This window comes from Variovorax sp. UC74_104, assembly GCF_044055375.1.
Taxonomy (GTDB): Bacteria; Pseudomonadota; Gammaproteobacteria; order Burkholderiales; family Burkholderiaceae_C; genus Variovorax.
The window spans coordinates 5,173,389-5,198,182 of record NZ_CP171978.1; the positions used below are offsets into that span (position 1 = coordinate 5,173,389).

The following is a 24,794-nucleotide window of genomic DNA, read 5'->3' on the forward strand; positions in this document are numbered from 1 at the left end:
CTTTTTCCGAAAAACAAACCAACCCACATCGAAAAGGAATCAGCCATGAATGTCGTTCCACTGCGCCCCGGCCTCGCGACGACCGCCGTGCCGGTCCATTTCGTCGGCCGGCTGACGGCCTCGCTGCCCGATTCGAACTTCGAGGTGGAAGACGACCACGGCGAAACCTGGCGCTGCCGCCGGGCGGCCAGCTGCCTGCTGCGGCCCGAAGCGGGCGACACCGTGCTGCTCTCGGGCCCCGACAGCGCGCGGGTGTACCTGATCGCCGTGCTCGAACAGGCCGACAGTTCGGTCAGCCGGCTCGATGCGGCCGGCGCGCTGTCGATCGAAAGCCCGGCCGGCCTGCAGTTGAGCAGCGGCGCGGAACTGCAGATGCGGGCCGCGCAATGGAACCTGCAGGCGGACAGCGGCCAGTGCCGCGTCGACGACATGCGCTTCACCAGCCAGGCGCTCGACGCCACGGTGGGCCGGCTGCGGCTGGTCGGCCAGGTCTTCGAATCGGTGGCGGACCGCGTGGTGCAGATGGCGCGAAAGGTACTGCGCGTGGTGGACGAGACCGAGCAGGTCCGCGTCGGCCATCTCGACTGCGAAGCCGGCGGCACGGCGCGCGTGCACGCCAAGCACACCGTGGTCACGGCCAGCGACCTCGTCAAGGTCGATGCCGCGCAGATCCACATGGGCTGACCCCCACCCAAAGGAGCACCGCCATGTTCGCCAACTGCCAGCTGATGGGAATGGACCTCGCCTTTCCCGACGTCTGCAAGACGCCGCCCGCCGCGATGGCGCCCATTCCATATCCCAACATGGCGTTCGGCCCCACGGCCGTACCGAATGCCTGGAACATCCTCTTCATGTGCATGCCCGCGCACAACATGGCGACCACCACGCCGATCACGCTGGGCGACACCACCGGCGCGGGCGGCGGCATCGTCTCGCAGACCTTCATGAGCCAGTCGCGGCATGTGACCGGCGCGTTCACCGTGCTGGTCAAGGGCACGCCTGCAACGCGCATGACCAGCCTGAGCACGCAGAACCGGGGCAACATGGTGGGCATGCGCATCGTGCCCAGCCAGTGCAAGGTGATGATCCTCTCGCCCTGAAACCGGGGGCCCGCCGGAGCCGGGCCGGCATCCCATATCCGGCCAGCGGATAAGGAAGCGCGCAAATCTTCGTTCGCCGCACAGGCATCGCGCCCTAGAGTGCCCAACTCCTTTTCGCCGTCCCCCTGGAGTTGTCGTCATGTCTTCCTCTTCGCGCGCGCCGTCGTGGCTGCGCCGCTTTGCACCGCTGCTCGGCGGCTTCGCCCTGAGCCTGGCGGTGCAGCTTCCGCCCACGCCGCCGACCTGCGCGTGGGCTTCATGCCCGGCCCCTACCGCGATGCCTTCACCAACGGCATCGAGCCCCAGTTGAAGAAGCTGGGCTACACCGTCAAGTACGTCGAGTTCAGCCAGGGCGTGCAGCCCAACGACGCGGTGGAGCGCGGCCAGATCGACGCCAACATCTTCCAGCACACGCTGTACCTCAATGCCACCAACAAGCAGCAGGGCTTCGACCTGGTGCCGGTGGTGCACGTGCCGACGCCGCCGATGGGCCTCTATTCGCAGCGCCACAAGTCGCTCGACACCGTGCCCGACGGCGCCACGGTCACGCTGCCTTCCGACCCCGTGAACGCGGCGCGCGCGCTCAACATCCTCGCGGGTATCGGCTGGGTGACGCTCAAGCCGGGCGTGAGCCCGATCTCGGTGTCGGAACGCGACATCGTCGCCAACCCCAAGCGCCTGAAGCTGGTGCCGCTGGAGGCCGCGCAAGCGCCGCGCTCGCTGGCCGATGCCGACATCGCCGCCGTGCAGGGCAACTTCGCCATCGCATCGGGCCTGAAGCTCACCGAGGCGCTGAAGCTGGAGAACATGACGCTGCCCTACGTGAATGTTGTGGCCGTCAAGCGCAGCAACGAGAACGCGAAGTTCGCGCAGGACATCGCGGCGGCGTACCAGTCGGCCGAGTTCCAGCGCTTCTTCAGGGCCAACCCGGCATGGGCCGGCTACCGGCTGCCCGACTACTTCTCCCAATGAGCCTTTCGAACAACAAGACCGCGCCGCGGCAGCTGCACCTCAACGTCAACATCCTGCATTCGGGCTTCGTGCCCTCGGCGTGGCGCCTGCCGGAGAGCGATCCGTGGGCCTTCGCCGACGTCCAGCACTACATCCGCACCGCGCAGATCGCCGAGGCGGGCAAGCTCGACGCGGTGTTCCTCGCGGACAACGCGGCCATCGTCGACCAGATCCACTTCCGCCCGATCACCGCGCTGGAGCCCACGGTGCTGCTGGCCTGCGTGGCAGCGGCCACGACGCACATCGGGCTGATCGCTACCGCCTCGACCAGCTACAACGAGCCCTACAACATCGCCCGCCGCTTCGCGACGCTCGACCACGTGAGCGGCGGCCGTGCGGGCTGGAACGTGGTGACCACGGCCGACCTGCCTTCGGCGCGCAACTTCGGCCTCGACGCCGTGCCCGACCACGCGAAGCGCTACGCGCGCGCCTCGGAGTTCACCGACATCGTGAAGGCGCTGTGGGACAGCTGGGAGGACGACGCCTTCGTCGGCGACAAGACCAGCGGCAGCTTCATCGACACGGCGAAGGTGCAAGCCATTGCGCATCGCGGCGAGCACTTCGCGGTGCAGGGCCCGCTGAACCTGCCGCGCTCGCCGCAGGGGCACCCGGTGCTGGTGCAGGCCGGAGCTTCGGCCGACGGGCGCGAGCTGGCCTCGCGCCATGCGGAGGCGGTGTTTTCCGCCTCGCAGTCCTTCGAGGAATCGCTGGCATACGCCCGAGCGCTCAAGACCCGCGCCGCCGAACTGGGCCGCGGCCCCGACGCGGTGAAGGTGCTCGCGGGCCTGACCACCATCGTCGGCGCCACCGAGGCCGAAGCCATCCGCCGGCGCGACGAGCTGGTGGACCTGATTCCCTGGGACTACAGCCTCACGCGCATCGCCGGCACCTTGGGCATCACGCCCGACCGCCTGAAGCTCGACGAGCGCCTGCCCGACAACCTGCCGCTGCCCGCCAATGGCAACGGCAACCACACCTTCTTCAACGCGGTGGTCGCAGCCGGCCGCACGCACGGCTACACGGTGCGCCAGCTGATCCGCGAACTCGCGGGCGGCGGCGGGCACCGCGTGATCGTCGGCACCCCGGAGCAGATCGCGGACGACATCGAGCGCTGGTTCAGGGCCGGTGCCGCCGACGGCTTCAACCTGATGCCTGATGCGCTGCCGCACGGGCTGCAGGATTTTGTCGACGGGGTGGTGCCGATCCTGCAGAAGCGCGGGATCTTTCGCACGGAATACGAGGGGCGCACGCTGCGCGATCACCTGGGGCTGGCGCGGCCTGCGGGGCGGACAGCACAGCAGCGGCTGGCGGCCTGAAAAGGCTTGTTGTTCAGGGGACGATCACGCCGACGGGGTACCTTGCTCCGCGAATGTCCCCCGGCCTTCGGCCTCCTCCTTTATTTCGCTGCGCAAGGCACCCCATCGTCGTGATCGACAAGCGCGACGGTCGAACCACCGGCACCAGCAGAGCGCCCATAAGCACAGGGCGTCGGGTGCTCCCCGCAGCGAAATAAAGGAGGAGGGCCGCAGGCCCGGGGGACATTCGCGGAGGGGAGTACCCGGCGGCCTGTGCACGCGCCCCGGAAACCATCCGACTCACTCTTCGTCGGCGTCGTTTCCCGTCAGGGCCAGGACTTCTTCGACGAAGCCTTCGAACAGCGGCAGCGAGGCCGGCAATCCTTCGAGCGATTCGGCTTCACCCGCATCGAAGAAATGCGCCTTGCCCGCTGGAATGGAAGCCCACTCGCCGGCTTCGAGCAGCAGCCCGATATAGCCGTCATCGGTCGGCAGATAGAAGAGCCCCGCGCTGTCGAGCACGCGCTGCCCCTTCTTCCTGCCGCGCCCCCAGCTCACGCCCTGCCCGGCCAGGTGTTCGGTGATCCAGCCGTCGCACACGTGCGTGTCGCGCCAGCTTCCCTGAGCATCGAATACGGCCAGAACGGGCATGGGGAGCCTTTCTTGAAAGGAGGATTACTGCAGGAAGCTGGGCTTGGCGTAGCCCTGGAACTTGCTGTCGACCACCGCCTTGAACTCCTTCGAGCGATAGGCATCGGCGATGTCCTTGGCCCACTGGGTGTTCTTGTCGGCGGTCTTCACGGCGACCACATTCAGGTAGTAGTCGGGCGTCTTTTCGAGCACCACGGCCTCGGTGAGCTTCAGGCCCGAGGAGATCGCGAAGTTGCCGTTGACGATGGCGTACTCGGTGTCGCCGAGCGAGCGCGGCAGCTGGGCGGCTTCGAGCGGAATGAACTTCAGCTTCTTCGGGTTCTCGGCCACGTCCTTCTCGGTGGCGCGCAGCGGATCGATGCCGGTCTTCAGCGTGAGCAGCTTGTTCTGCTCCAGCAGCACCAGCGCGCGGGCCAGGTTGCTCGGGTCGTTCGGCAGCGTCACGCGGTCGCCTTCCTTCACGTCGGCCAGCGTCTTGCGCTTGGTCGAGTACACGCCCATGGGCGCGATCGGGCCCTGCACCAGTTCGGCGAGGTCGAGCTTCTGATCGGCCGCGAACTTCTTCAGGTAGACCTGATGCTGGAAGAAATTGGCGTCGAGCGAACCCTGGGCCAGCGCGAGGTTGGGCTGCACGTAGTCGTTGAACTCGACCAGCTTCACCTTGTAGCCCTTCTTTTCGAGGATGGGCACGATGCCGGCCTTGAGCTGGTCGGCGTTGGAGCCGGCGGTGCCGCCGATCACCAGGTTCTTCTTGGCGGGGTCTTGCGCGTGGGCCTGCAGCGAGAGGCCGCCCAGGGAAAGGGCTGCCAGCGACAGGGCGAGAACGGAACGGCGCAGGAAAACGGTCTTCATGAGATTGGAAAAGCTGGAAGGAAAAAAGTGAGAGATCAACGCTTGTCGAGCCTGCGTGCCGTGGCGTTGCCGGCGAATTGCAGGATCTGTACCAGCACCACGAGCAGCGCCACGGTGAGCACCATCACGTCGGTCTGGAAACGGTAGTAGCCGTAGCGGATGGCCAGGTCGCCGATGCCGCCGCCGCCCACCACGCCGGCCACGGCCGAGTACGAGAGGAAGCTCACGGCCAGCACGGTCAGCGCCAGCACCAGGCCCGAGCGGGCCTCCACCAGCAGCACGCGCCAGACGATCTGCAGCTCGGTCGCGCCCATGGCGTGGGCCGCCTCGATCACGCCGCGCGGCACTTCGCGCAGGCACTGGTCGACCAGCCGCGCCAGGTAGGGAATGGCCGCGAACGACAGCGGCACCGCGGCCGCCAGCGGCCCGATGGAGGTGCCCGCGATCACCCGCGTGAACGGCACCAGCGCCACCAGCAGGATGATGAAGGGGAACGAGCGCACCGTGTTCACCAGCCAGTTGAGCACCAGGAACGCCGGCTTGTTCTCCAGCGACTGGCCCGGCCCCAGCAGGAACAGCAGGATGCCCAGCGGCCCGCCGATGAGCACGGCAGCCGACAGGCCGATGGCCAGCATCATGAAGGTCTGGCCGGTGGCGACCCACAGCTCGGGGAGGATGGGGGCGATGTTCTCAAACATAGGCCAGCTCCTGTGCGCCAACCTGGGCGGACGGCTGCGCGGAACGCGATTCGCGCGCCTCTCGCTCGCGGCGGCGCACCAGCTCGTCGATCTCGCGGCCCAGCGCGGTCTTGCGTTCGGCCTCGCCCGCGGCATCGACCGCGAACTGCTCCACCAGCCGGCCCTTTTCGAGGATGGCCACGTTGCGGCACAGCACCTCGACCACCGACAGCTCGTGCGTCACGATCACGATGGTCACGCCGATCTTCTGGTTGATATCGCGCAGCGTCTCCAGCAGCGAGCGCGTGGTTTCGGAGTCGAGCGCCGAGGTGGGCTCGTCGCACAGCAGCACCTGCGGGCGCGGCGCCAGCGCGCGGGCGATGGCCACGCGCTGCTTCTGGCCGCCGGAGAGCTGGGCCGGGTAGGTGTCGATCTTCTCGGCCAGGCCGACCAGGGCCAGGCATTCGCGCACGCGCGCATCGATCTCGGCCTTGGAGTGGCGGCCGTGGATCTTCAGCGGGAAGGCCACGTTGTCGAACACCGTGGCGTTCTGCAGCAGATTGAACTGCTGAAAGATCATGCCGATGTTCTGGCGCGTGTCGCGCAGTTCGCTGCGCGAGAGCGTGGTGAGGTCGCGCCCGCCGACGAAGACGCGGCCCGCGTCGGGCCGCTCCAGCAGGTTGATGAGGCGCAGCAGCGTGGACTTGCCGGCGCCGCTCTTGCCGATCAGGCCGAACACGTCGCCCTGCTGGATGTCGAGCGACAGCGACTGCACGGCGTCGAACACCTCGCCGTTGGGCAAGGCGAAGGATTTCTGCACCGATTGGAGACGGATGACTGGCGCCGCGTGATCGCCGCGGCCCTGGTCAGGCGTAGGGTGGGTCATGGAGAAGAAGCGCGGCCCGCGCGGGTGGCGCAGGTCGCGTAGGTTCGCAAAAAGGTGCCGAGTATGAAAAGAAACGCAGCGAAAGGGAACGAACAAAAAGGATGCTGTTTATATGGATACGCACATAAGAGCATCTTGTGGCGGGCGCGACACGCCATATCGATATGCACATTGGTTCGTTCCTTTTCGGACCCGGCAATGCCACATTCGCGCCTTCGTTTTTTTCGATTCGCGCAAGCACATGCATACCAATTTCCGTCGCCGCACCCTCGCCCTCGCCACCCTGGCAGCCGCCCTCTTCGCAGGCTCCGGCGCCTTCGCGCAGGACAAGAACAACATCAAGGTCGGCGTTTCCGTCGGCAACGGCGAGCAGATCTTCGAGGTGGTCAAGAAGGTCGCCGCCAAGGACGGCCTGAACATCCAGGTCGTGGTGTTCAACGACTATCAGCTGCCCAACGCCGCCCTGGCCTCTGGCGACCTCGACGCCAACGCCTTCCAGCACCAGCCCTTCCTGGACAACCAGAACAAGGCGCGCGGCTTCGACATCGTGCCCGTGGGCCTGACCATCACCGCGCCGCTGGGCTTCTACTCGCGCAAGATCAAGTCGATTGACCAGTTGCCCGACGGCGCCTCGGTCGGCATCCAGAACGACCCGTCCAACGGCAACCGCGCCCTGCTGCTGCTGCAGTCGGCCGGCCTCATCACGCTGAAGCCCGAGGCGGTGAAGAACAACAACGCCACCCCGCTGGACGTGGTCACCAACCCCAAGAAGCTGAAGCTGGTCGCGCTCGACGCCGCCCAGCTGCCGCGCTCGCTGGACGACCTGACCATCGCCTCCATCAACAACGACTACGCCGAGAAGGCCGGCCTGTCGCTGAACAAGGACGCGGTGATCAAGGAATCGCCCAAGAGCCCCTACGCCAACCTGATCGCCGTGCGCCGCGCCGACAAGGACAAGCCCTGGGCCAAGCGCCTCGTGGCGGCCTACCAGTCGCCGGAGGTGAAGAGCTTCATCGAGACCCAGTTCAAGGGCTCGCTGGTTCCGGCGTTCTGACACGCACCCCGGTTGTCCCCCCTTGCCCCCTGTGCGCCCGCGCCGCGCCCCGGGGGCTTTTTCTTTTTACGCCTGACATGTGTCTGAAGGTATCTTTCGGGCTTCATCAACCCGGAGGGTCCTTTCCATGTTCTCTCGACGCACCTTTTCCGCCGGCCTGGGCGCCCTCGCGCTGGCCGCCGCGACCACCGCCCCGGCGCAGCCCGCGCTCAGGGAAGCCGGCAACCAGGCGCCCGGCCAGATCAGCGTGAGCGGCTCGGCCGCCGTGCGCGTGGCGCCGGACGAGGTCTACCTCACGGTCGGCGTCGAGAGCCGGGACAAGAACCTGCAGGTCGCCACGACCGACAACCGGGAGCGCATCGCCAAGGCGCTGGCGGTCATCAAGCGCTACGGCATCCCCGAGAAGAGCGTGCAGGTCAACTACATCGACGTCCAGCCCACGTACGACTACCAGAGCAGCTATACCGTCCCGAGGGCCTACGTGGCCCACAAGAGCATCGGCATCAAGGTGACGAAGCTCGACACCTTCGAGCCGTTGCTGACCGACCTGTACGCGGTGGGCGTCAACCAGGTCGAGAACATCGAATTCCGCAACACCGACATGCGCAAGCACCGCGACAAGGCCCGCGAGCTGGCGGTGATCGCGGCGCGCGAGAAGGCCGACGCTCTGACCTCCCAGCTCGGCGTGAAGCGCGGCCGCGCGATGCGCATCAGCGAAAGCTCTGGCTGGAACTGGGGCGGCTGGGCCGGCCGCTACCGAAACGAGGGCCAGCTGATGCAACAGAACGTGATGCAGGTGGCCCCGCGCTCCGGCGGCCAGGGCGAAGGCGGAGAAAGCGGCGAAGGCGACCTGTCAGTCGGCCAGATCAGCATCACGGCCACGATCAGCGTCGACTTCCAGCTTGAATAACGCTGCTTCCGGGGTCATCTGTCACCCGTGAGAAAATGGCGGGTTCCCCCGGGACACCCTCCCCTACACAGCCAGACAGTCAGGACACCCCATGGACGCAGAACAGATCAACCAAATCGGCGCAATGCTCGCGGACCTGAGCGCCCGCACGGTCGATTTACGGAGGTATCTTTGACTACGATGCAAAAGCCGAACGTCTGAGGACGGTCAACGCATCGCTCGAAGATCCCAACGTCTGGAACGACCCGAAGAAGGCCCAGGAGCTGGGCAAGGAAAAGAAGGCGCTCGACGACGTGGTCGTCACGCTCGACCGGCTCACCAGCGGCCTGTCGGACAACACCGAGCTCTACGAGATGTCGAAGGAAGACGGCGACATCGCCGGCCTGCAGGCCATCGCCGATGACGCCGCCACGCTCGAAGCCGACATCAAGCAGCTCGAATTCCGCCGGATGTTCAACAACCCGGCCGACCCGCTGAACGCCTTCATCGACATCCAGGCCGGCGCCGGCGGCACCGAGGCTTGCGACTGGGCCAGCATGCTGCTGCGCCAGTACACGAAGTACGCCGAGCGCAAGGGCTTCAAGGCCCAGCTCGAGGACGAAACCCCCGGCGACACCGCCGGCATCAAGAGCGCCACCATCAAGGTGGAAGGCGACTACGCCTTCGGCCTGCTGCGCACCGAGACCGGCGTGCACCGCCTGGTGCGCAAATCGCCCTTCGACTCCTCGGGCGGGCGCCACACCAGCTTCGCCAGCATCTTCGTGTACCCGGAGATCGACGACTCCATCGAGATCGAGATCAACCCGGCCGACGTTCGCACCGACACCTTCCGCGCCAGCGGCGCCGGCGGCCAGCACATCAACAAGACCGACTCGGCCGTGCGCCTGACGCATATCCCGACCGGCATCGTGGTGCAGTGCCAGGACGGCCGCAGCCAGCACAGCAACCGCGACGTGGCCTGGAAGCGCCTGCGCTCGCGCCTGTACGACCACGAGATGCGCAAGCGCCAGGAAGAACAGCAGAAGCTGGAAGACAGCAAGACCGACGTGGGCTGGGGCCACCAGATCCGCAGCTACGTGCTGGACAACAGCCGCATCAAGGACCTGCGCACCAACGTCGAGGTCTCGGCCACGCAGAAGGTGCTCGACGGCGACCTCGACGTGTTCATCGAGGCCTCCCTCAAGCAGGGCGTGTGAAGCCGATGAGCCTGCAAAGCCTGAAGGGTGGCAAGGTCGAAGCCTTCATCTTCGACATGGACGGCACGATGATCGACTCCATGCCGTGGCATGCGCGGTCGTGGGTCGAGTTCGTGGCGCGTCACGGCCTGAAGCTCGACGTGAGCGACATCCTCGCGCGCACCACGGGCCGCACCGGCGCCGAGTGCATGCGCGAGCTGTTCCAGCGCGAGCTCTCCGACGACGAGTGCCTGGCACTGGTGCACGAGAAGGAAGAGATCTACCGAGCCATGTTCAGCGACAACTTCACCGAGGTGGCAGGCTTCACGGCCTTCGCCAAGGCAGCTGTTGCGCGTGGCCTGAAAGTGGCAGTCGGCACGGCCGGCGACAGGCACAACATCGAGTTCGCCATGTCGCGCCTGAAGATGGACCCGCTGCCGCTAGCCATTGTGGGCGGCGACGAGGGTTTCTCCGGCAAGCCCACGCCCGCCATCTTCCTGGAAGCCGCGCGCCGCATCGGCGTTGCGCCCGAGCGCTGCATCGTCTTCGAAGATGCCCCCTTCGGCATCGAGGCCGCCCGCCGCGGCGGCATGCGCGCCGTGGCCGTGTGCAGTACCCATACCGCCGCCGAGCTGGCGGGCCCCCATGTGATCGCCGCGGTTCGCGACTACGACGAACTCGCCCATTCGAAATTTCTGGAGACCCTCGATGCTGCTACCTGATGTTCGCGGTGCCCAAGGCCAACCGATCGCCATCCGCCGCGAAGACTACGCCGCTCCGGCCTACTGGATCGACACCGTCGACCTGACCTTCGACCTCGACCCCGCCAAGACCCGCGTGCTCAACCGCATGCAGATGCGCCGCAACCCCGAGGTGCCGGTGCAGCCGCTGCGCCTGGACGGCGACGAGCTCAACCTGGCGCGCGTGCTGGTCAACGGCCAGGGCGCCTCGTTCCGCATGGAGGGCGAGCAGCTCGTCATCGACGGCCTGCCCGACAGCTTCGAGCTCGAGATCTTCACCACCTGCTGCCCCGTCAAGAACACCAAGCTGATGGGCCTGTTCGTGAGCGAAGACACCTTCTTCACGCAGTGCGAAGCCGAGGGCTTCCGCCGCATCACCTATTTCCTCGACCGTCCGGACGTGATGGCGATGTACACCGTCACGCTGCGTGCCTCGAAGGCGGCCTACCCGGTGCTGCTGTCGAACGGCAACCTGGTCGAACAGGGCGAGCTGCCCGAAGGCCGCCACTTCGCCAAGTGGGTCGACCCGTTCAAGAAGCCCAGCTACCTGTTCGCCCTGGTGGCGGGCAAGCTGGTGGCGCGCGAGCAGCGCATCAAGGCGCGCAGCGGCAAGGAGCATCTGCTGCAGGTGTACGTGCGCGCCGGCGACCTCGACAAGACCGAGCACGCGATGAACTCGCTCATCAACTCTGTGCTGTGGGACGAGGCCCGCTTCGGCCTGCCGCTGGACCTCGACCGCTTCATGATCGTCGCCACCAGCGACTTCAACATGGGCGCCATGGAGAACAAGGGCCTGAACATCTTCAACACGAAGTACGTTCTGGCCAACCAGGCCACCGCCACCGACGCCGACTACAGCAACATCGAGAGCGTGGTCGGCCACGAGTACTTCCACAACTGGAGCGGCGACCGCGTGACCTGCCGCGACTGGTTCCAGCTCTCGCTGAAGGAAGGCCTCACCGTCTTCCGCGACCAGGAATTCAGCCAGGACCTGTGTGCCGACGCATCGGCGCGCGCCGTCAAGCGCATCGAGGACGTGCGCGTGCTGCGCACCGCCCAGTTCCCCGAGGACGCCGGCCCCATGGCCCACCCGGTGCGGCCCGACAGCTACATCGAGATCAGCAACTTCTACACCGTCACCATCTACGAGAAGGGTGCCGAGGTGGTGCGCATGATGCAGACGCTGGTCGGCCGCAAGGGCTTCGAGAAGGGCATCACGCTCTACTTCGAGCGCCACGACGGCCAGGCCGTGACCTGCGACGACTTCGCGCAGGCGATCGCCGACGCCAACCCTGAATCGGAACTCGCCCGCCTGCTGCCCCAGTTCAAGCGCTGGTACAGCCAGGCCGGCACGCCGCGCCTTGCCGCCCACGGCGTGTACGACGCCCAGAACCGCAGCTACACCCTGAGCGTGGTGCAGAGCTGCCCGCCCACGCCGGGCCAGCCGACGAAGGAGCCCTTCGTCATTCCGGTGAACATCGGCCTGCTCGACGCCAGCGGCCGCGAACTGCCGTTGCAGCTCGAAGGCGAGAGCCAACCGACGCACGGCACCCGCACATTGGTGCTGTCGCGCGCCGGCGAGCAGATCACCTTCACGGGCCTCGATGCCGAGCCGGTGCCCTCCATCCTGCGCGGCTTCAGCGCGCCGGTGATCCTCGACTTCGAGTACACCGACGCCCAGCTGCTCACCCTGCTGGCCAACGACCCCGATCCGTTCAACCGCTGGGAAGCCGGCCAGCGCCTGGGCCTGCGCGCCGCGCTGAACGGCATTGCCGCCCTGGCCACCGACACCACGCCGGTGCTGAACGACGCGTACATCGACGCCATGCGCAGCGTGCTGCGCAACCCGCAGCTCGACGCCGCCTTCAAGGAACTGGTGCTCACGCTGCCTTCGGAAACCTACATTGCCGAGCAGCTCGAAGTGGTCGACCCGCAGCGCGTGCACCTGGTGCGCGAAGCCATGCGCGCCCAGCTGGCCACGGCCCTTTTTGCCGACTGGGAGTGGGCCTACGAACAGAACCACGACACCGGCGCCTACAGCCCCGACCCCGACCTCCTCCGGCCGCCGCGCGCTGGCCGGCATGGCGCTCAACTTCCTGTGCCTGGCGGTGCGCTCCTCGGGCGACGTCGTGTGGCCGGGCAAGACGCTGCAGCGCTTCAAGGACGCGGGCAACATGACCGACCGCTTCAACGCGCTCAACGCGCTGGTGTCGTCGGGCCACACGCTGGCGGCGCAGGCGCTCGCGCGCTTCCACGCCATCTTCAAGGACGAGGCGCTGGTCATCGACAAATGGTTCTCGCTGCAGGCCGGCGCGCCCGACCGCGGCGGCGACATCCTGCCGCTGGTGAAGCAGCTGATGAAGCACCCCGACTTCTCGCTGAAGAACCCGAACCGCGCGCGCAGCGTGATCTTCAGCTACTGCAGCGCCAATCCCGGCGCCTTCCACCGCCCCGACGCGGCCGGCTATGTGTTCTGGAGCGAGCGCGTGATCGAGCTCGACGCCATCAACCCCCAGGTTGCCGCCCGCCTCGCGCGCGCGCTCGACCGCTGGAGCAAGCTGGCCGAGCCGTATCGCAGCGCCGCGCGCGAAGCGATCGCCCGCGTGGCGGCCAAGCCGGACCTGAGCAAGGACACGCACGAAGTGGTGACCCGCGCTCTTGCAGGAAATTGAGCACACCCCCAGGCTTCGCGCACTTCGTGTCGCTTCGCCAACCCCCTTGCAGGGGGCAACACCTGCGGCCCGGCAAAGCCGGTTCCGGCGGTGTTTCGCGAACAGACCCTCAACATTGCATAGGACATATCCCATGGCCCAGAAGATTTCCCTCACCCGCTACCTCGTCGAACAGCAGCGCGCCGACGGCCTCATTCCCGGCCAGCTGCGCCTGCTGCTCGAAGTGGTCGCGCGCGCCTGCAAGAGCATCAGCCAGGCCGTCAACAAGGGCGCACTGGGCGGCGTGCTCGGCACGGCCGAGAGCGAGAACGTGCAGGGCGAGATCCAGAAGAAGCTGGACATCATCGCCAACGAAGTGCTGATCGAGGCCAACGAATGGGGCGGCCACCTCGCGGCCATGGCCAGCGAGGAAATGGAATCCATCCACGTGGTGCCCAACCGCTATCCGCAGGGCGAATACCTGCTCATGTTCGACCCGCTCGACGGCAGCAGCAACATCGACGTGAACGTCAGCATCGGCACCATCTTCAGCGTGCTGAAGAAGCCCGACGACCACCCCGGCGTGCAGGAAAGCGATTTCCTGCAGGCAGGCACCCAGCAGGTGGCCGCCGGCTACTGCATCTACGGCCCACAGACCACGCTGGTGCTGACCGTGGGCAACGGCGTGGCCATGTTCACCCTCGACCGCGAACAGGGCAGCTTCGTGCTGACGCAGGAAGACATCCAGATTCCGCCCGACACCAAGGAATTCGCGATCAACATGAGCAACATGCGCCACTGGGACGAGCCCGTGAAGCGCTACATCGACGAATGCCTGGCCGGCAAGGAAGGCCCGCGGGGCAAGGACTTCAACATGCGCTGGATCGCCAGCATGGTCGCCGACGTGCACCGCATCCTCATGCGCGGCGGCGTCTTCATGTACCCCTGGGACAAGCGCGAGCCCGAAAAGGCCGGCAAGCTGCGCCTGATGTACGAGGCCAACCCCATGAGCTGGCTGGTCGAGCAGGCCGGCGGCGCAGCCACCAACGGCAAGCAGCGAATCCTGGACCTGCAGCCCACCAAACTGCACGAGCGGGTGAGCGTGATGTTGGGTTCTAGAAACGAAGTTGAGCGTTTGACGCAGTACCACGCAGAGAAGGCCTGATTTCTTGGCTATAATCTGAGGCTTCGCCGGTGTAGCTCAGTCGGTAGAGCAGCTCATTCGTAATGAGAAGGTCGGGTGTTCGATTCATCTCTCCGGCACCAACTAAAAGTCCCGAAAGCCCCTATCCATGCGGCTTTCGGGCGATCCGAAGGTCTCCAGTGTGGTAGTTTCTGTGGAAGCTATCCCTGTGAGACTTTTTTCGGCCCCCTCGAAGTGACCATCAAGTACACGTACCCGCGAGGCGGTACGACGATCTACCAGCGGTCTGTGCCCACGGCACTTCGTGATCGCTACCCAAGCCCTACGATCAAAAAGGTCCTCAAAACGACGGACCCCGTGAAGGTGGCCCGATTGGTGGCCGATCTGAATCGTCAAGTAGAAGCTGAGTGGGCCGGTCTGCTGGCATCGCCGGAGTCCTCCCCGAAGGCACTTCAGGTTCACGCTGATGCGCTCCTCCGTTCGTATGGGCTGGCCCCACACTCGCCAGACAACGATCCTCGCGCCATCGAGCTGCTGCATGACCACATTGACAACAAACTCATGCGCCATGCTGGCGGGAATGATCGTGTGTACCAGGACGCCGACCCCGCCGACTACTTAACGACTGTCGAACGGGATGTTAGCGCCAGTGCAATCGAGATCAGCTGTGCCAGTCGAACATTGACCAGGGGCTGGAGCTGGTTCCGGTAGGAGCCAACTGTGGATAACTATAGGTTGGATGCCTCGGTAGGTCCTCCTTTTCTTGAACCGGTTGTTGGTACTTCCGAGCCGTCAGGCGAGGCCCCTTCCTCCGCGACCTCGCTCACCTGGGCGGCCGCTGCCTTCCTGGTCTGTTCACGCGTCTTGATGCGCCCCTTGGCTTCGCGCGTGCTGTGGCGGAAGCGGTAGGACTCATTGCCCGTCTCGATGATGTGGCAGTGATGGGTCAAGCGATCCAGCAGCGCCGTGGTCATCTTGGCGTCGCCGAACACACTGGACCACTCCCCGAAGGTCAAGTTGGTGGTGATCATCACGCTGGTGTGCTCGTACAGCTTGGACAGTAGGTGGAACAACAAGGCACCACCGGCCTGGCTGAACGGCAGGTAACCCAACTCGTCGAGCACGACCAGGTCCATGCGCACCAGACTCATGGCGATGCGTCCGGCACGTCCCTGACTCTTCTCATGCTCCAGGGCATTGACCAGATCGACCGTGGAGTAGAACCGCACTCGCTTCGCGTGCCGGGTGAGCCCGGCAATCCCCAACGCCGTGGCCAGGTGGGTCTTGCCAGTGCCTGGGCCACCGACCAGCACCACATTCTGCGCATCCTGCGTGAACGACAGGTCCGCCAGTTTCTGGATCAACGCGCGGTCGACCTGCGAGACGGTGAAGTCGAACCCGGCCAGGTCACGGTGCATGGGGAAGCGCGCTGACTTCATCTGGTGAGCAATGGAACGCATGGCCCTGTCAGCATCTTCGGCCTGCAGCAGGTGCTCCACCAGCCAGCGCGATGCGGCCAGGGTCGTATCGCCGCCTTGCTCCGTCAGATCGGCCCAGGCCGTGGCCATGCCGTTGAGCCGCAGTGCCTTCAGCTGAGCCTGTACATCGCTGGAGGTCTCACGCATGGCCGACCTCCTGTCCGTCCAGATGATCCTGGTGGGTGGGGCGCAGCCGGTCGTAGCGCGCGGTGTCGGCCTTGGGCGCCTGGGTGAGTCGCAAGGACGTCTGCGCTTGGTCTGGCGTGGCCGGGCTGTTCAAGCGAGCCAGCACGTTGCGCACGTGCTCCACGCTGATGCTGCCGCTGGGCGCTCTGCCTTCGAGCACCAGCTCGATGGCCACCAGCACCGCCTCCAGCCCGGCCTGCGGCACCACAGCCAGCACCTGTGCCATGACCCGGTCTCCTCCAGGGTGCCTGAGCAGCGACTGGCGCAAGCGCAGCAACGGCGCCGGCAGGTCCAGGAACGGCGTGCCGTTGCGCAACGCGCCCGGCTTGCGCTGCACCAGCTCAATGTAGTGCTGCCAGTCGTAGCTGGTCTGGCCGCTGCCCGGCAGCCGGGCATGGCTGGCCACGACGGCGTCCGCGGCCGCCACATCGATTCGCTCGGGATAGACGCGGGTGCTGACGATGTGGCCGGCCCACTCGCACGGCACGGAGTAACGGTTGCGCGCGGCGGCCACCAGGCAGGTGCTGCTGACCCGGGCCAGCCGCTCGACGTAGCCGTCGAAGGGAGCAGGCATGGACATGAGGTGAGGCTTCTCCAGCTCCCACATCTCGGCCACGGTGAACTGCCGGTGGATCGGGTGCGTGGTATCACTCCACACCGAACGACACCGCTCGCTCAGCCAGGCATTGAGTTCGATGAACGAGCCGAAGCGCCGGGTCGCGGCTTCGATCCAGATGCGCCGGCGGCTGTCCTGCACGTTCTTCTCGACCACCCCCTTCTCCCAACCCGAGGCGACGTTGCAGAAGTCGGGGTCGAACAGGTAGTGGCTGCACATGGCAGCGAAGCGGGCGTTGACGGTGCGCTGCTTGCCGCGCTGCACCTTGTCCACGGCGGTGCGCATGTTGTCGTAGATGCCGCGCCGGGTGACGCCGCCGAGTGCCTGGAACGAGCGGGTGTGCGCATCGAACAGCATCTCGTGGCCCTGGCTGGGGTAGGCCACCAGCCAGAAGGCCCGGCTGGCGCACAGCTTCAGGTGCGCCACTTGCACGTTGTAGAACACGCCGCCGACGACCATGGCTTCGACGCTCCAGTCGAACTGGAAGGCCTCGCCCAGCTCGAAGCTCATCGGAACGAACGCCTTGGCCGGACTGGCTGCCGACTCCACCCGCCAGCGCCGGATGTAGTCGGTGACGGCGCTGTAGCCGCCGCGGTAGCCCTGCGCCTGTATCTGGGCAAACAGTGCACGGCCGCTGCGCCTTCCATGCTTGGGGCGATGGCTGTCGGTCGTGAGCGCTTGATGTAAGGCCGGTTCGAACGCCGTGAGCTTGCCGTCGAGCTTCACCCGCTCGTACTTCGGCACCACATCGCTGGGCGCCTTGAGCCACTTCTTGACCGTATTGCGCGACAGGCCCGTGCGCTTTGCGATCTCGCTAAGGGAGAGTTGGTCGCGCAGCCTCATGCGCCTGACCTTGCCAATCATGTCCATGGTGATCACCTTGAATCCCCTGCTGAAATTCTCAGCAGGTCAGTGGAACACCCTGGTCAATTTTGGATTGGCACTTTGCGGTTTAGCTGGTCAAGATTGCGCTGGCACTAACAAACATGCCGCTGAGGTGGAGGAGATGAGTCAGCGCATTGCTGCCTGTGACCCAATGTGGATCACCCTCGCGGGCGACCACACCAGCCTCAACATCGGCGGCTCTCTGGAGGTCTCGCTGAAAGACTTTTAGGTGGTCCCACTGGGGTAGCGGGAGGGAGAAAACGCGATGCACGCGCGGAATGTGTTGTGCCATTACAAGCTCGTATGAAGTGGAGAGACAAAGAAAAAGCCCCGACACCGGAGAGGCGTGGGGGCTCGGAGGAGGACGCAGAGGGCGGCCTATCGGCAGCGACTTGGAATCACGGGAAGATGCCCCAAGGGGGTATCAAGTCGCTGTCGATAGGGCCCCTGAGGGGGATCGCGTCCAAGGGTGAGACCATGAAGAAGTCCTTACCGGAGGGAGCGCTTGAAGGACGGCAGTTGGTCTTACGCCGAAGGCGTTGCATAGGAATCAACTGGGTTACCTTCAGGTGTATCTCTATGGTTTGATTTCTTTAGATCATCCTCATGAGAGATGCACCCTCGGGACATCTTCAGGATGTCTTTAAGGAGGCTCCGCCTCGCCCCCAAACCCCCACGGTCCTTCCGGGACCTCAGGGTTCTAGGTCTTATCACCGGGGCGGATGCATATCCGGTGAAGTTGGAGGGGGCTGATCTCCGGCGCATGGCAACGGCGCGTGTCACCAAGTGAGGGCCGCAATCGCCATGGTTTGTGGTTTCCCGAGCACGGCCGGGTGACCACCAAATGAAGGGGTTAATCGAGGAGGCCCGGCCTTGGCGGTGTCGGACTGCTGGTTCTACCTAATGAGTGGGCAAATCCGCAGGCGAACAGTTCGGAGGAGAATCGACCAAGATCGTGACTAACAATGCACGTCTTAATCCATGGGAGCTAGCCTTGACCGTTGCGCAGTTTTTTGATTTCACGGGTCTGTTCTTCGGTTTGGCGAGCGGAGGAGCGTTTAGCTACGGGGTGCTGACGATCAAAAGCGAATCACTCCGAATTATTGCCGGCTCGTTCTATGACGGCGGCCAACAACAGGTAGCAGAACTCGGACAGCAAAAAGCTGACTTCAGATACGGAGCAGGATTCCTCGTCGTCTCGTTCTCGCTTCAACTTCTGGCGAAGTTGGAACCAGTGATGCCGACCACGCAATTGCCCAATTTCTGGCTGTCGCTGCTGGCGAGCGCATCGGTTGTCTCAATCGTGGTGCTCGCCTGTGTCCCATCCTGGCGGCGAGCCAGATCGGCGGCAGCCACCGACGCTGCTGAAATGAATCGGTAACCGCTACGGCAGCCCCGACAGATTCAGACAGGCGCGGCTGCGTCTCGAATCCGCATGATGGTCTGCCGACTGGTACTGAACGCCCTGGCAATCGCTGCAACGCTCTCACCCGCCGCAAGACGCTCGCGCACATCGTCAATTTCACGGCCCCGCAAAGCCTGCGGCCTGCCGAGCATCTTCCCTTCGGACTTTGCCCGAGCGAGGCCAGCCTGAGTCCGTTCGATCAAAAGGTCTCGCTCGAATTCCGCGACGGCGGCGATAACGCCCATCGTCATCTTCCCTGCAGGACTCGTCAGGTCCACCCCGCCGAGCGCCAAGCAATGGACGCGCACGCCCATCCCTGAGAGACCCTCTACCGTTCCCCGGACATCCATCGCGTTGCGCCCAAGGCGGTCCAGCTTGGTGACCACCAGGACGTCGCCAGCCTCCAGCTTGTTCAGAAGCATCCTGAACCCAGCCCGCTCGGAGGCCGCTACTGAGCCCGACACGGTTTCCGCGACGGTGCGCTGAGGGGTGACACTGAAGCCCGCAGCAGCGATCTCCTGTACTTGGTTGTCGGTGGTCTGCTCGGTAGTAGAGACACGGCAGTAGGCGAACACGCGGGACATAGAGGGGCCTCTTGATGTACGGAAAGGATGTCCGAATCATCGCACATGTCCTAAATTGCGCAAAGCTATCTTTTGGACATCGCTGCAGAGGGTGTCCGTATTTGGTCGATTTCGGGTAAGCCGTCAATTAACCACGCCCTTGTTCAGGGAGCAATGAGCTGTGAGGCTACGTGCCCATGTATAGCAACATGGACACGTAGACATGACAGAGCAGTACGCAGAGTTGAGAGGCCGGTTGGTTGTGGGGCGCAAGAGTGACGGTCGCGGCGTCTACGACGAATCCGCCAAGAGGGAGTTGATCGTTGCCTGTCTCAAGCAGGGAGTGTCGGTGGCACGCATGGCGATGGAGCACGGTGTCAACACGAACCTGCTGAGGACCTGGATCGCGGCTTACCAGAGGCGAAGCGCCCAAGTGTCGGCGGGCGACATCGCGCGAACGCAAGATGCGGCATTCGTTGCCGTACACGTGGAGGGCGAACAGGATCCGCCGCAGCGCGAGCGTGCGGTGGCTGTGCCCGCGGTAGCCCACACACCTGCCACGGCCGTGGCGGTGATCCCGGATGAGAGCCCCTTGGCGACACCGACTCCGATGGTCGGTTTGCAGGTGCGGCTGCCCAACGGTGTGCAGCTCGATCTCGGCGAGACGAGCTTGCAGGAATTGCCGACGCTGGTGCAGATGTTGAGCCGATTGCCATGTTCCGCTTCGACGAAGGGCTGAAGGTCTACCTGCATCGCGAGCCGGTGGACTTCCGGCTGAGCATCAACGGCCTGGCGGTGCTGGTGGAGCAGGCGCTGGGCCTGGATCCGTTCGCATCGTGCGCCTACGTGTTCAGCAACCGCAGGCGCGACCGGGTGAAGATCCTGGGTTGGGAGCGCAACGGCTTCTGGCTGTTGCTCAAGCGGCTGGAGAAGGACAGGTTCATCTGGCCCTCGGCCGAGGCGGTTCCGGCGCTGACGGCCGAGCAACTGCACTGGTTGCTGGAAGGCATCGACATCGCGGTGGTGCAACGCCACCCCCATCTGCGCTATTGCAGCGTGGCCTGACGGAACAATGCTGGGGCACGCCGATCCAAGCTGGCGTGTCCACGCCTGCCACCATCACCGCTGAAGAACTCGCTGGCCTCATCGCCGAGCGCGATGCGCTGGCCGGCGCGCTTCGTATTGCGACCACCGAACGGGACTTGGCGCTCGAACGGTTGAGGTCGCTGCAGCGCCAGCTGTTCGCCGCCAAGAGCGAAGCGCGCGGCACCGAGCAGAAGGATCTGTTCCTCAACGAGGCCGAAGCACTCGCGCCCACTGATCAGGCACCGCAGGCCGAGACTGACGAAGAGGAATCGACACCGGTCGCCGGGCATCAGCGCAAAAAGCGCGGACGCAAGCCGCTGGACCCCGCGCTGCCGCGCGAGATCGTGCGCCACGAGCTGCCCGAGGCCCAGCGCGTGTGCGCACACGACGGACACGCGCTGGTGGAGATCGGCTCCGAGATCAGCGAGCAGATGGATGTCATTCCCGAACAGGTGCGCGTGCTGCAGCACCACCGCATCAAGTACGCATGTCCCTGCTGCGATCAGAGCCTGAAGGTCGCACCGGCGCCGGCGCGCATCATCCCTCGCGGGCTGCTCACCGAGCAGGCCCAAGCCTGGGTCATCACCGGCAAGTATCAGTTCGGCATGCCGCTGTACCGCACGGCCGCGCTGCTGCGCCGCTTCGGTGGCGACATCGTGAGCAACACCCTGGCCTCTGGCGTCGTGCGCATCGGCCGGGCTGTGCAGCCCGTCATCAACCTGCTGCGCGATCACCTGCTCGACTCGGACCTGATCTACGGTGACGAGACCACGGTCCAGGTGCTCAAGGAGCCCGGAAGGAAAGCCCAGACGAAGAGCTACATGTGGGCGCAGATGAATGGCACGGGTCCACCGGTACGGCTGTTCGCCTATGCGCCGGGGCGCGGCGCCGTGCACGCCGAGAAACTGTATGCCGGCATCCGCCCCGGCACCACGCTCATCACCGACGGCTACGAGGTCTACAACGGCATCGCGAAGGCCGGTGGCCTCACGCATCTTGGATGCTGGGTTCACGCGCGCCGACCGCTGATCAAGGCCGAGGAGGCCATCCCGAAGGCAGCTCGTTCGCTCGACCAGCTCGCGACCCGGTTCGTGCGGCTCATTGGCAAGCTGTACCGCGCGGAGGCACTGGCCAAGGACTGGACGCCCGCGCGTCGGCTGCGGCTGCGTTCGCGCTACAGCGCCGCCGTTGTGCGCAACATCGAGCGGTTGCTGCTCACGCACCTGCACAGCGTTGCGCCGTCGAGCCTGCTGGGCGAAGCACTGCACTACCTGCATGGGCAGTGGCCCAAGCTCGTGCGGTTCCTGGACAACGGAACCTGGCCGCTGGACTCCAACCCGGTGGAGAACGCGATCCGGCCCTTCGTCGTTGGAAGACGAAGCTGGTTGTTCGCCGACACCGTGGGCGGCGCGAACGCCAGTGCCAACCTGTACTCGCTGATCGAGACGGCCAAGGCCAACAACGTCGAGCCCTACCGCTACCTCGTCGCGCTGTTCAAGAAGCTGCCGCTGGCACAGACCGTCGACGACTACGAGGCGCTGTTGCCCTGGAACATCGAGCTCGGCTCGCCGTAGACCACCCCGTGCACGTCGATTCCGACACCGCGCGCAAGGGCGTGGTTTATTGACGGCTTACGATTTCGGACGCCCCCATCGCAGACAATCAGCACCTCTAACTACTTGTCCACACTATGTCAGAGCTAGTTACCGACTGCCCACGGTGTGGCAGTAAGAAAATCACCTTCGCGCTCTCGCGAGCTTCGTTCATCGGCATCCGTGGCGTCGAATGGCAACGGAGTTACGAGACTTTTTGCGTCTGCCGACATTGCCATAGGGCCACGGTCTTCATACTGACGGCTTCCGAGTACTTTGCGCGTGAAATCTTCGCCAGTGCGGAGAAGCTCGCCTCCCATGCGGGCTCAGTGAACGCTTTCATGAGTATCGACGGCTACGTATCTATCAAGGATGTTGCAGCTGAAGCTCCGCCTGAACACCTTCCGGAGAGCATCGATGCGGTTTTTCGGGAGGCCGTCACGTGTAAATCTGTGGGCTGCTACAACGCGTCAGCGACCATGTTTCGGTTGTGCCTTGATCTCGCCACTCGCGACAAGCTGCCACCCATCGTCGCAGGCGAAACAGCAGTCCCTAACTACAAGACCCGGCGCGATCTTGGGCTACGTCTCCCTTGGCTTTTCGACAACAACATACTGCCCGAAGACCTCAGAGACTTATCCCACGCCGTCAAGGAAGACGGGAACGATGGTGCGCATGCAGGAACAATAACCGCTGAAGAAGTTGATGACCTACTTGACTTCACGATCACACTTCTAGAGCGGATGTTTACCGAGCCTGCACGAGTAAACCTCGCACGGGAGCGACGAGAAGCAAGGCGAAAGCCGAGCGCGAGCTAGGCTGCGACATCCCCCGCTTCTGATTCATCGTCCGGCTATAGCCCCCGATGGCCGGTGCATAGGTGGAATTCAGAGTGTCTGCGCGTGCCCCTGCAGAACAAGTAGCCGAGGCGGCGTCGATAGCGCCCCGCCACTCAGACTGCGAGACCAACATATACGCGCCAGCGGGTGCCCACGCGGTCCGCCTGCGTTGACGGGCGCGGTACGCGGGTGGGTGCGCACGAGGGGGCCAGGGGGGGATTCGCCGCCCGGATTTCTTCGAGGGGGCTTTCGCATTTTTGGACCAAAAGCAAAACCGACTCAATGGGGAGACACCGCGCGAATGACTGACGATTCAATCGAGAAGTACGTACTCTTGTTCCTGGGGTGGCTCCTGGGCCTTCTATCGCCGGTCATCGTTGACGGCATTAAGCGAAGGCGCGAAAACAAGTTGGGCCGCGCTGCAATCCGTGAAGAACTGCGGCAACTTCGGGAGCGGCTGGTTCTGGCGGCCCATGGAGTAGAGGACCATCTTGGAACGCAAACGAAGGAGAAAATCCGTTGGACCTTGGAGCATCTGTCCACCCGCGAAGACGACAAGATTCGCCCTGCGTTGGAAATGCTGCTTAAGCTATCAGACGAGCAGTTTGATGCGGTCGCCCACCGTGTTGCAGGAAAAGAAGGTCAATCAATCCGATTGCAGAACTATGCCACGCCACTTCTAGACGCGAGGGTCTCAGCCCTCTGGAGCTTTAGCACTGAAGCGCAACGCACTCTGCTGGAGTTGAAGGCTGCGATGAGCTTCATTGAAGATGCCGTGGACCAATCGCGGTACTTCAATGAACTGACATTCAAGGACCTCCCATCGGTCAACCACGATATTGCCGTGCGGAGCGTCGATGAATACTTCGTGCTGTACGCCAAGCGGGCGCGACGGGCCGTCGAATTGATCGACAAGTTTCTGTAGCTGTTCGCGGGTCGACGCTCCGTAGCGGGCGCGATTACGAGCCCAGGTGATGGGCTCAGTTCAATCTTCTTGAGATGCCGTTGAGCGCTGCGGGAACAAGCCGACCAAGGGCCGTGAGGCGGACCACTTGGCGTCTGCCGCTCTCCGGGTCTCGACGCTGGACGAGGAGTCCAGCCTTCACCAACTTCGCTACGTGCCGCGATGTAGCTTGCCTCGTAAAGCCGGTGATTCTGCAAATCTCGATCTGCGAGCATCGCCCCTTGCGCAGGACCGCGATGAACGTCTGAATTTGCTCGGCGGTGATCCCGGGCGCCGCCTTGCGCATCTCGGAGGTCACCCGCTCGTAGCTCAGCAGTCCGACGCTCAAGGAGGGCGGACAGGTTGCGACATCAGGCGGTGTCTGATCGGCCATGCGCGTATCCCGCATCTCTCAATGACACACAGCTTCGCGCACAAGGAGGAGGAAAGTCGCCGCCGTTTCCGAGCTACTGGGTTCTTCGTTGTTGTAGAACGGCTCGACCTCGCGGAACACTTCCTCGCTAGGCAGCGACCAGTATGACTCCCATTCCTGCATATCGTTAGCGATGCATGCCACCGCACCCGCTAGGAGCGAAGCCCTGAGGTAACGAACCTCAGCAGCAGCGAGGTCGGTTTCGATGTCGAGGGGAAAATCGTTTTGAGGGTCGAACGCCATAGGGTGATTTCTTCATGGTTAGGCCGCGCCGGGTTTGACGTGACGGGCCGAATGATCGCCAGGAAGACAGGCCATCGCCATACGCGGAACCACGCCTAGAAAACGGCTGTGATAGAGTCGATTTTGAAGCGGGAAACAGCGAGGCGCCCCGCCCTCAGCGCAACTTCAATGCTCTCGTTTCTGAGAACATCTCGCCATCGAAACGACCTCCCTCCCTGCCCCTTTACAGCCCTGCTACGATGCCTGCGGCTGTGCAATGGAAGTTTAGAACCCAGTCGGGCGTCGAACTTCTTTTGAGCAGAAGACGCAATACCCCCTTTAGATCGGTCGGCCGCGTGTACGCTGCGCCGCCTAAAGAAAATCCTCGCACCGGAATTGA

The 24,794-nt window shown here is 64.5% G+C and carries 26 protein-coding genes, 1 tRNA gene and 1 pseudogene; 19 read left to right on the forward strand and 9 right to left on the reverse strand.

Annotated elements, in window-relative coordinates; genetic code table 11:
• Positions 1-45: 45 nt before the first annotated feature.
• From ACHMXA_RS24250 to ACHMXA_RS24265, 4 genes are all read left to right on the forward strand, one after another.
• A complete protein-coding gene (locus tag ACHMXA_RS24250; protein WP_395316588.1) occupies positions 46-684 on the forward strand; it encodes a DUF3540 domain-containing protein in 639 nt (212 codons plus the stop codon).
• A gap of 23 nt (positions 685-707) precedes the next feature.
• Positions 708-1,100, forward strand: a complete 393-nt coding sequence (locus ACHMXA_RS24255) for a DUF4150 domain-containing protein (protein ID WP_019658249.1) — start codon at positions 708-710, stop codon at positions 1,098-1,100.
• 258 nt (positions 1,101-1,358) lie between these two features.
• On the forward strand, positions 1,359-2,072 hold the full coding sequence (locus ACHMXA_RS24260; protein WP_395316589.1) for a MetQ/NlpA family ABC transporter substrate-binding protein: 714 nt from the start codon (positions 1,359-1,361) through the stop codon (positions 2,070-2,072).
• Positions 2,069-3,427, forward strand: coding sequence for an LLM class flavin-dependent oxidoreductase (locus tag ACHMXA_RS24265; protein WP_395316590.1), 1,359 nt, complete (start codon positions 2,069-2,071; stop codon positions 3,425-3,427). Before ACHMXA_RS24260 ends, ACHMXA_RS24265 begins: the two co-directional genes overlap by 4 nt.
• 279 nt (positions 3,428-3,706) lie before the next feature.
• Here the strand turns inward: ACHMXA_RS24265 and ACHMXA_RS24270 are convergent, their stop codons facing one another.
• From ACHMXA_RS24270 to ACHMXA_RS24285, 4 genes are read right to left on the reverse strand one after another with little or no spacing between them, the layout of a single operon-like run.
• On the reverse strand, positions 3,707-4,057 hold the full coding sequence (locus ACHMXA_RS24270) for a hypothetical protein (protein WP_395316591.1): 351 nt from the start codon (positions 4,055-4,057) through the stop codon (positions 3,707-3,709).
• Between the two features lie 24 nt (positions 4,058-4,081).
• Complete coding sequence (locus ACHMXA_RS24275) at positions 4,082-4,909, reverse strand: MetQ/NlpA family ABC transporter substrate-binding protein (RefSeq protein WP_395316592.1); 828 nt, start codon at positions 4,907-4,909, stop codon at positions 4,082-4,084.
• A 35-nt stretch (positions 4,910-4,944) separates the two neighbouring features.
• On the reverse strand, positions 4,945-5,607 hold the full coding sequence (locus ACHMXA_RS24280; RefSeq protein WP_093200265.1) for a methionine ABC transporter permease: 663 nt from the start codon (positions 5,605-5,607) through the stop codon (positions 4,945-4,947).
• On the reverse strand, positions 5,600-6,472 hold the full coding sequence (locus ACHMXA_RS24285; RefSeq protein WP_176667247.1) for a methionine ABC transporter ATP-binding protein: 873 nt from the start codon (positions 6,470-6,472) through the stop codon (positions 5,600-5,602). The genes ACHMXA_RS24280 and ACHMXA_RS24285 overlap by 8 nt, the downstream gene beginning before the upstream one ends.
• Before the next feature lie 241 nt (positions 6,473-6,713).
• On the opposite strand from ACHMXA_RS24285, the gene ACHMXA_RS24290 reads away from it, so the two are divergent.
• The 8 genes and pseudogenes from ACHMXA_RS24290 (at position 6,714) to ACHMXA_RS24325 (ending at position 14,857) form a co-directional block, all read left to right on the forward strand.
• Positions 6,714-7,526, forward strand: coding sequence for a MetQ/NlpA family ABC transporter substrate-binding protein (locus ACHMXA_RS24290; protein ID WP_395316593.1), 813 nt, complete (start codon positions 6,714-6,716; stop codon positions 7,524-7,526).
• A 127-nt stretch (positions 7,527-7,653) separates the two neighbouring features.
• Positions 7,654-8,436 carry an SIMPL domain-containing protein gene (locus ACHMXA_RS24295; RefSeq protein WP_395316594.1) on the forward strand — a complete coding sequence of 261 codons (783 nt, stop codon included), beginning with the start codon at positions 7,654-7,656 and terminating at the stop codon, positions 8,434-8,436.
• 91 nt (positions 8,437-8,527) lie between these two features.
• A protein-coding gene (gene prfB, locus ACHMXA_RS24300; protein WP_176667250.1) for a peptide chain release factor 2 occupies positions 8,528-9,632 on the forward strand; the annotation gives its coding sequence in 2 pieces (ribosomal slippage) (positions 8,528-8,608 and positions 8,610-9,632; 1,104 coding nt in all).
• A 5-nt stretch (positions 9,633-9,637) separates the two neighbouring features.
• Complete coding sequence (locus ACHMXA_RS24305; RefSeq protein ID WP_395316595.1) at positions 9,638-10,333, forward strand: HAD family hydrolase; 696 nt, start codon at positions 9,638-9,640, stop codon at positions 10,331-10,333.
• Positions 10,320-13,023, forward strand: a pseudogene (gene pepN / locus ACHMXA_RS24310) (aminopeptidase N). Before ACHMXA_RS24305 ends, pepN begins: the two are co-directional and overlap by 14 nt.
• 133 nt (positions 13,024-13,156) lie before the next feature.
• Positions 13,157-14,167 carry a class 1 fructose-bisphosphatase gene (locus ACHMXA_RS24315; RefSeq protein WP_176667253.1) on the forward strand — a complete coding sequence of 337 codons (1,011 nt, stop codon included), beginning with the start codon at positions 13,157-13,159 and terminating at the stop codon, positions 14,165-14,167.
• Between the two features lie 25 nt (positions 14,168-14,192).
• Positions 14,193-14,268: transfer RNA gene (locus tag ACHMXA_RS24320), tRNA-Thr, on the forward strand.
• A gap of 112 nt (positions 14,269-14,380) precedes the next feature.
• Entirely contained in the window at positions 14,381-14,857 is a 477-nt protein-coding gene (locus ACHMXA_RS24325; protein WP_395316596.1) for a DUF6538 domain-containing protein, read from the forward strand.
• A 17-nt stretch (positions 14,858-14,874) separates the two neighbouring features.
• Here ACHMXA_RS24325 and istB read toward each other — a convergent pair whose 3' ends face one another.
• Both istB and istA read right to left on the reverse strand, forming a co-directional pair.
• Positions 14,875-15,771 (reverse strand): IS21-like element helper ATPase IstB, encoded by an 897-nt coding sequence (gene istB / locus ACHMXA_RS24330; protein ID WP_093083094.1) that lies wholly within the window; start codon positions 15,769-15,771, stop codon positions 14,875-14,877.
• On the reverse strand, positions 15,764-17,296 hold the full coding sequence (istA, locus tag ACHMXA_RS24335) for an IS21 family transposase (protein WP_395316597.1): 1,533 nt from the start codon (positions 17,294-17,296) through the stop codon (positions 15,764-15,766). Before istA ends, istB begins: the two co-directional genes overlap by 8 nt.
• Between istA and ACHMXA_RS24340 the strand changes: the two genes are divergently transcribed.
• Together ACHMXA_RS24340 and ACHMXA_RS24345 are read left to right on the forward strand one after the other, a co-directional pair.
• Positions 17,289-17,540 (forward strand): hypothetical protein, encoded by a 252-nt coding sequence (locus ACHMXA_RS24340; RefSeq protein WP_395316598.1) that lies wholly within the window; start codon positions 17,289-17,291, stop codon positions 17,538-17,540. The genes istA and ACHMXA_RS24340 overlap by 8 nt on opposite strands.
• 678 nt (positions 17,541-18,218) lie before the next feature.
• Positions 18,219-18,692, forward strand: a complete 474-nt coding sequence (locus tag ACHMXA_RS24345; RefSeq protein WP_395316599.1) for a hypothetical protein — start codon at positions 18,219-18,221, stop codon at positions 18,690-18,692.
• Positions 18,693-18,715: 23 nt separating this feature from the next.
• Here the strand turns inward: ACHMXA_RS24345 and ACHMXA_RS24350 are convergent, their stop codons facing one another.
• Entirely contained in the window at positions 18,716-19,300 is a 585-nt protein-coding gene (locus ACHMXA_RS24350; protein ID WP_395316600.1) for a recombinase family protein, read from the reverse strand.
• A gap of 202 nt (positions 19,301-19,502) precedes the next feature.
• On the opposite strand from ACHMXA_RS24350, the gene ACHMXA_RS24355 reads away from it, so the two are divergent.
• The 5 genes from ACHMXA_RS24355 (at position 19,503) to ACHMXA_RS24375 (ending at position 23,721) form a co-directional block, all read left to right on the forward strand.
• A complete protein-coding gene (locus tag ACHMXA_RS24355) occupies positions 19,503-20,018 on the forward strand; it encodes a transposase (RefSeq protein WP_395316601.1) in 516 nt (171 codons plus the stop codon).
• On the forward strand, positions 19,994-20,344 hold the full coding sequence (gene tnpB, locus ACHMXA_RS24360) for an IS66 family insertion sequence element accessory protein TnpB (protein WP_395316602.1): 351 nt from the start codon (positions 19,994-19,996) through the stop codon (positions 20,342-20,344). Before ACHMXA_RS24355 ends, tnpB begins: the two co-directional genes overlap by 25 nt.
• Before the next feature lie 35 nt (positions 20,345-20,379).
• Positions 20,380-21,939 (forward strand): IS66 family transposase, encoded by a 1,560-nt coding sequence (gene tnpC, locus ACHMXA_RS24365; protein WP_395316603.1) that lies wholly within the window; start codon positions 20,380-20,382, stop codon positions 21,937-21,939.
• A gap of 359 nt (positions 21,940-22,298) precedes the next feature.
• Positions 22,299-22,775 (forward strand): DUF4145 domain-containing protein, encoded by a 477-nt coding sequence (locus ACHMXA_RS24370; protein WP_395316604.1) that lies wholly within the window; start codon positions 22,299-22,301, stop codon positions 22,773-22,775.
• 322 nt (positions 22,776-23,097) lie between these two features.
• Positions 23,098-23,721, forward strand: coding sequence for a hypothetical protein (locus ACHMXA_RS24375; protein ID WP_395316605.1), 624 nt, complete (start codon positions 23,098-23,100; stop codon positions 23,719-23,721).
• A gap of 55 nt (positions 23,722-23,776) precedes the next feature.
• Here ACHMXA_RS24375 and ACHMXA_RS24380 read toward each other — a convergent pair whose 3' ends face one another.
• Together ACHMXA_RS24380 and ACHMXA_RS24385 are read right to left on the reverse strand one after the other, a co-directional pair.
• Positions 23,777-24,133, reverse strand: coding sequence for a MarR family winged helix-turn-helix transcriptional regulator (locus ACHMXA_RS24380; protein WP_395316606.1), 357 nt, complete (start codon positions 24,131-24,133; stop codon positions 23,777-23,779).
• Positions 24,134-24,151: 18 nt separating this feature from the next.
• Complete coding sequence (locus tag ACHMXA_RS24385) at positions 24,152-24,415, reverse strand: hypothetical protein (RefSeq protein WP_395316607.1); 264 nt, start codon at positions 24,413-24,415, stop codon at positions 24,152-24,154.
• Positions 24,416-24,794 lie beyond the last annotated feature (379 nt).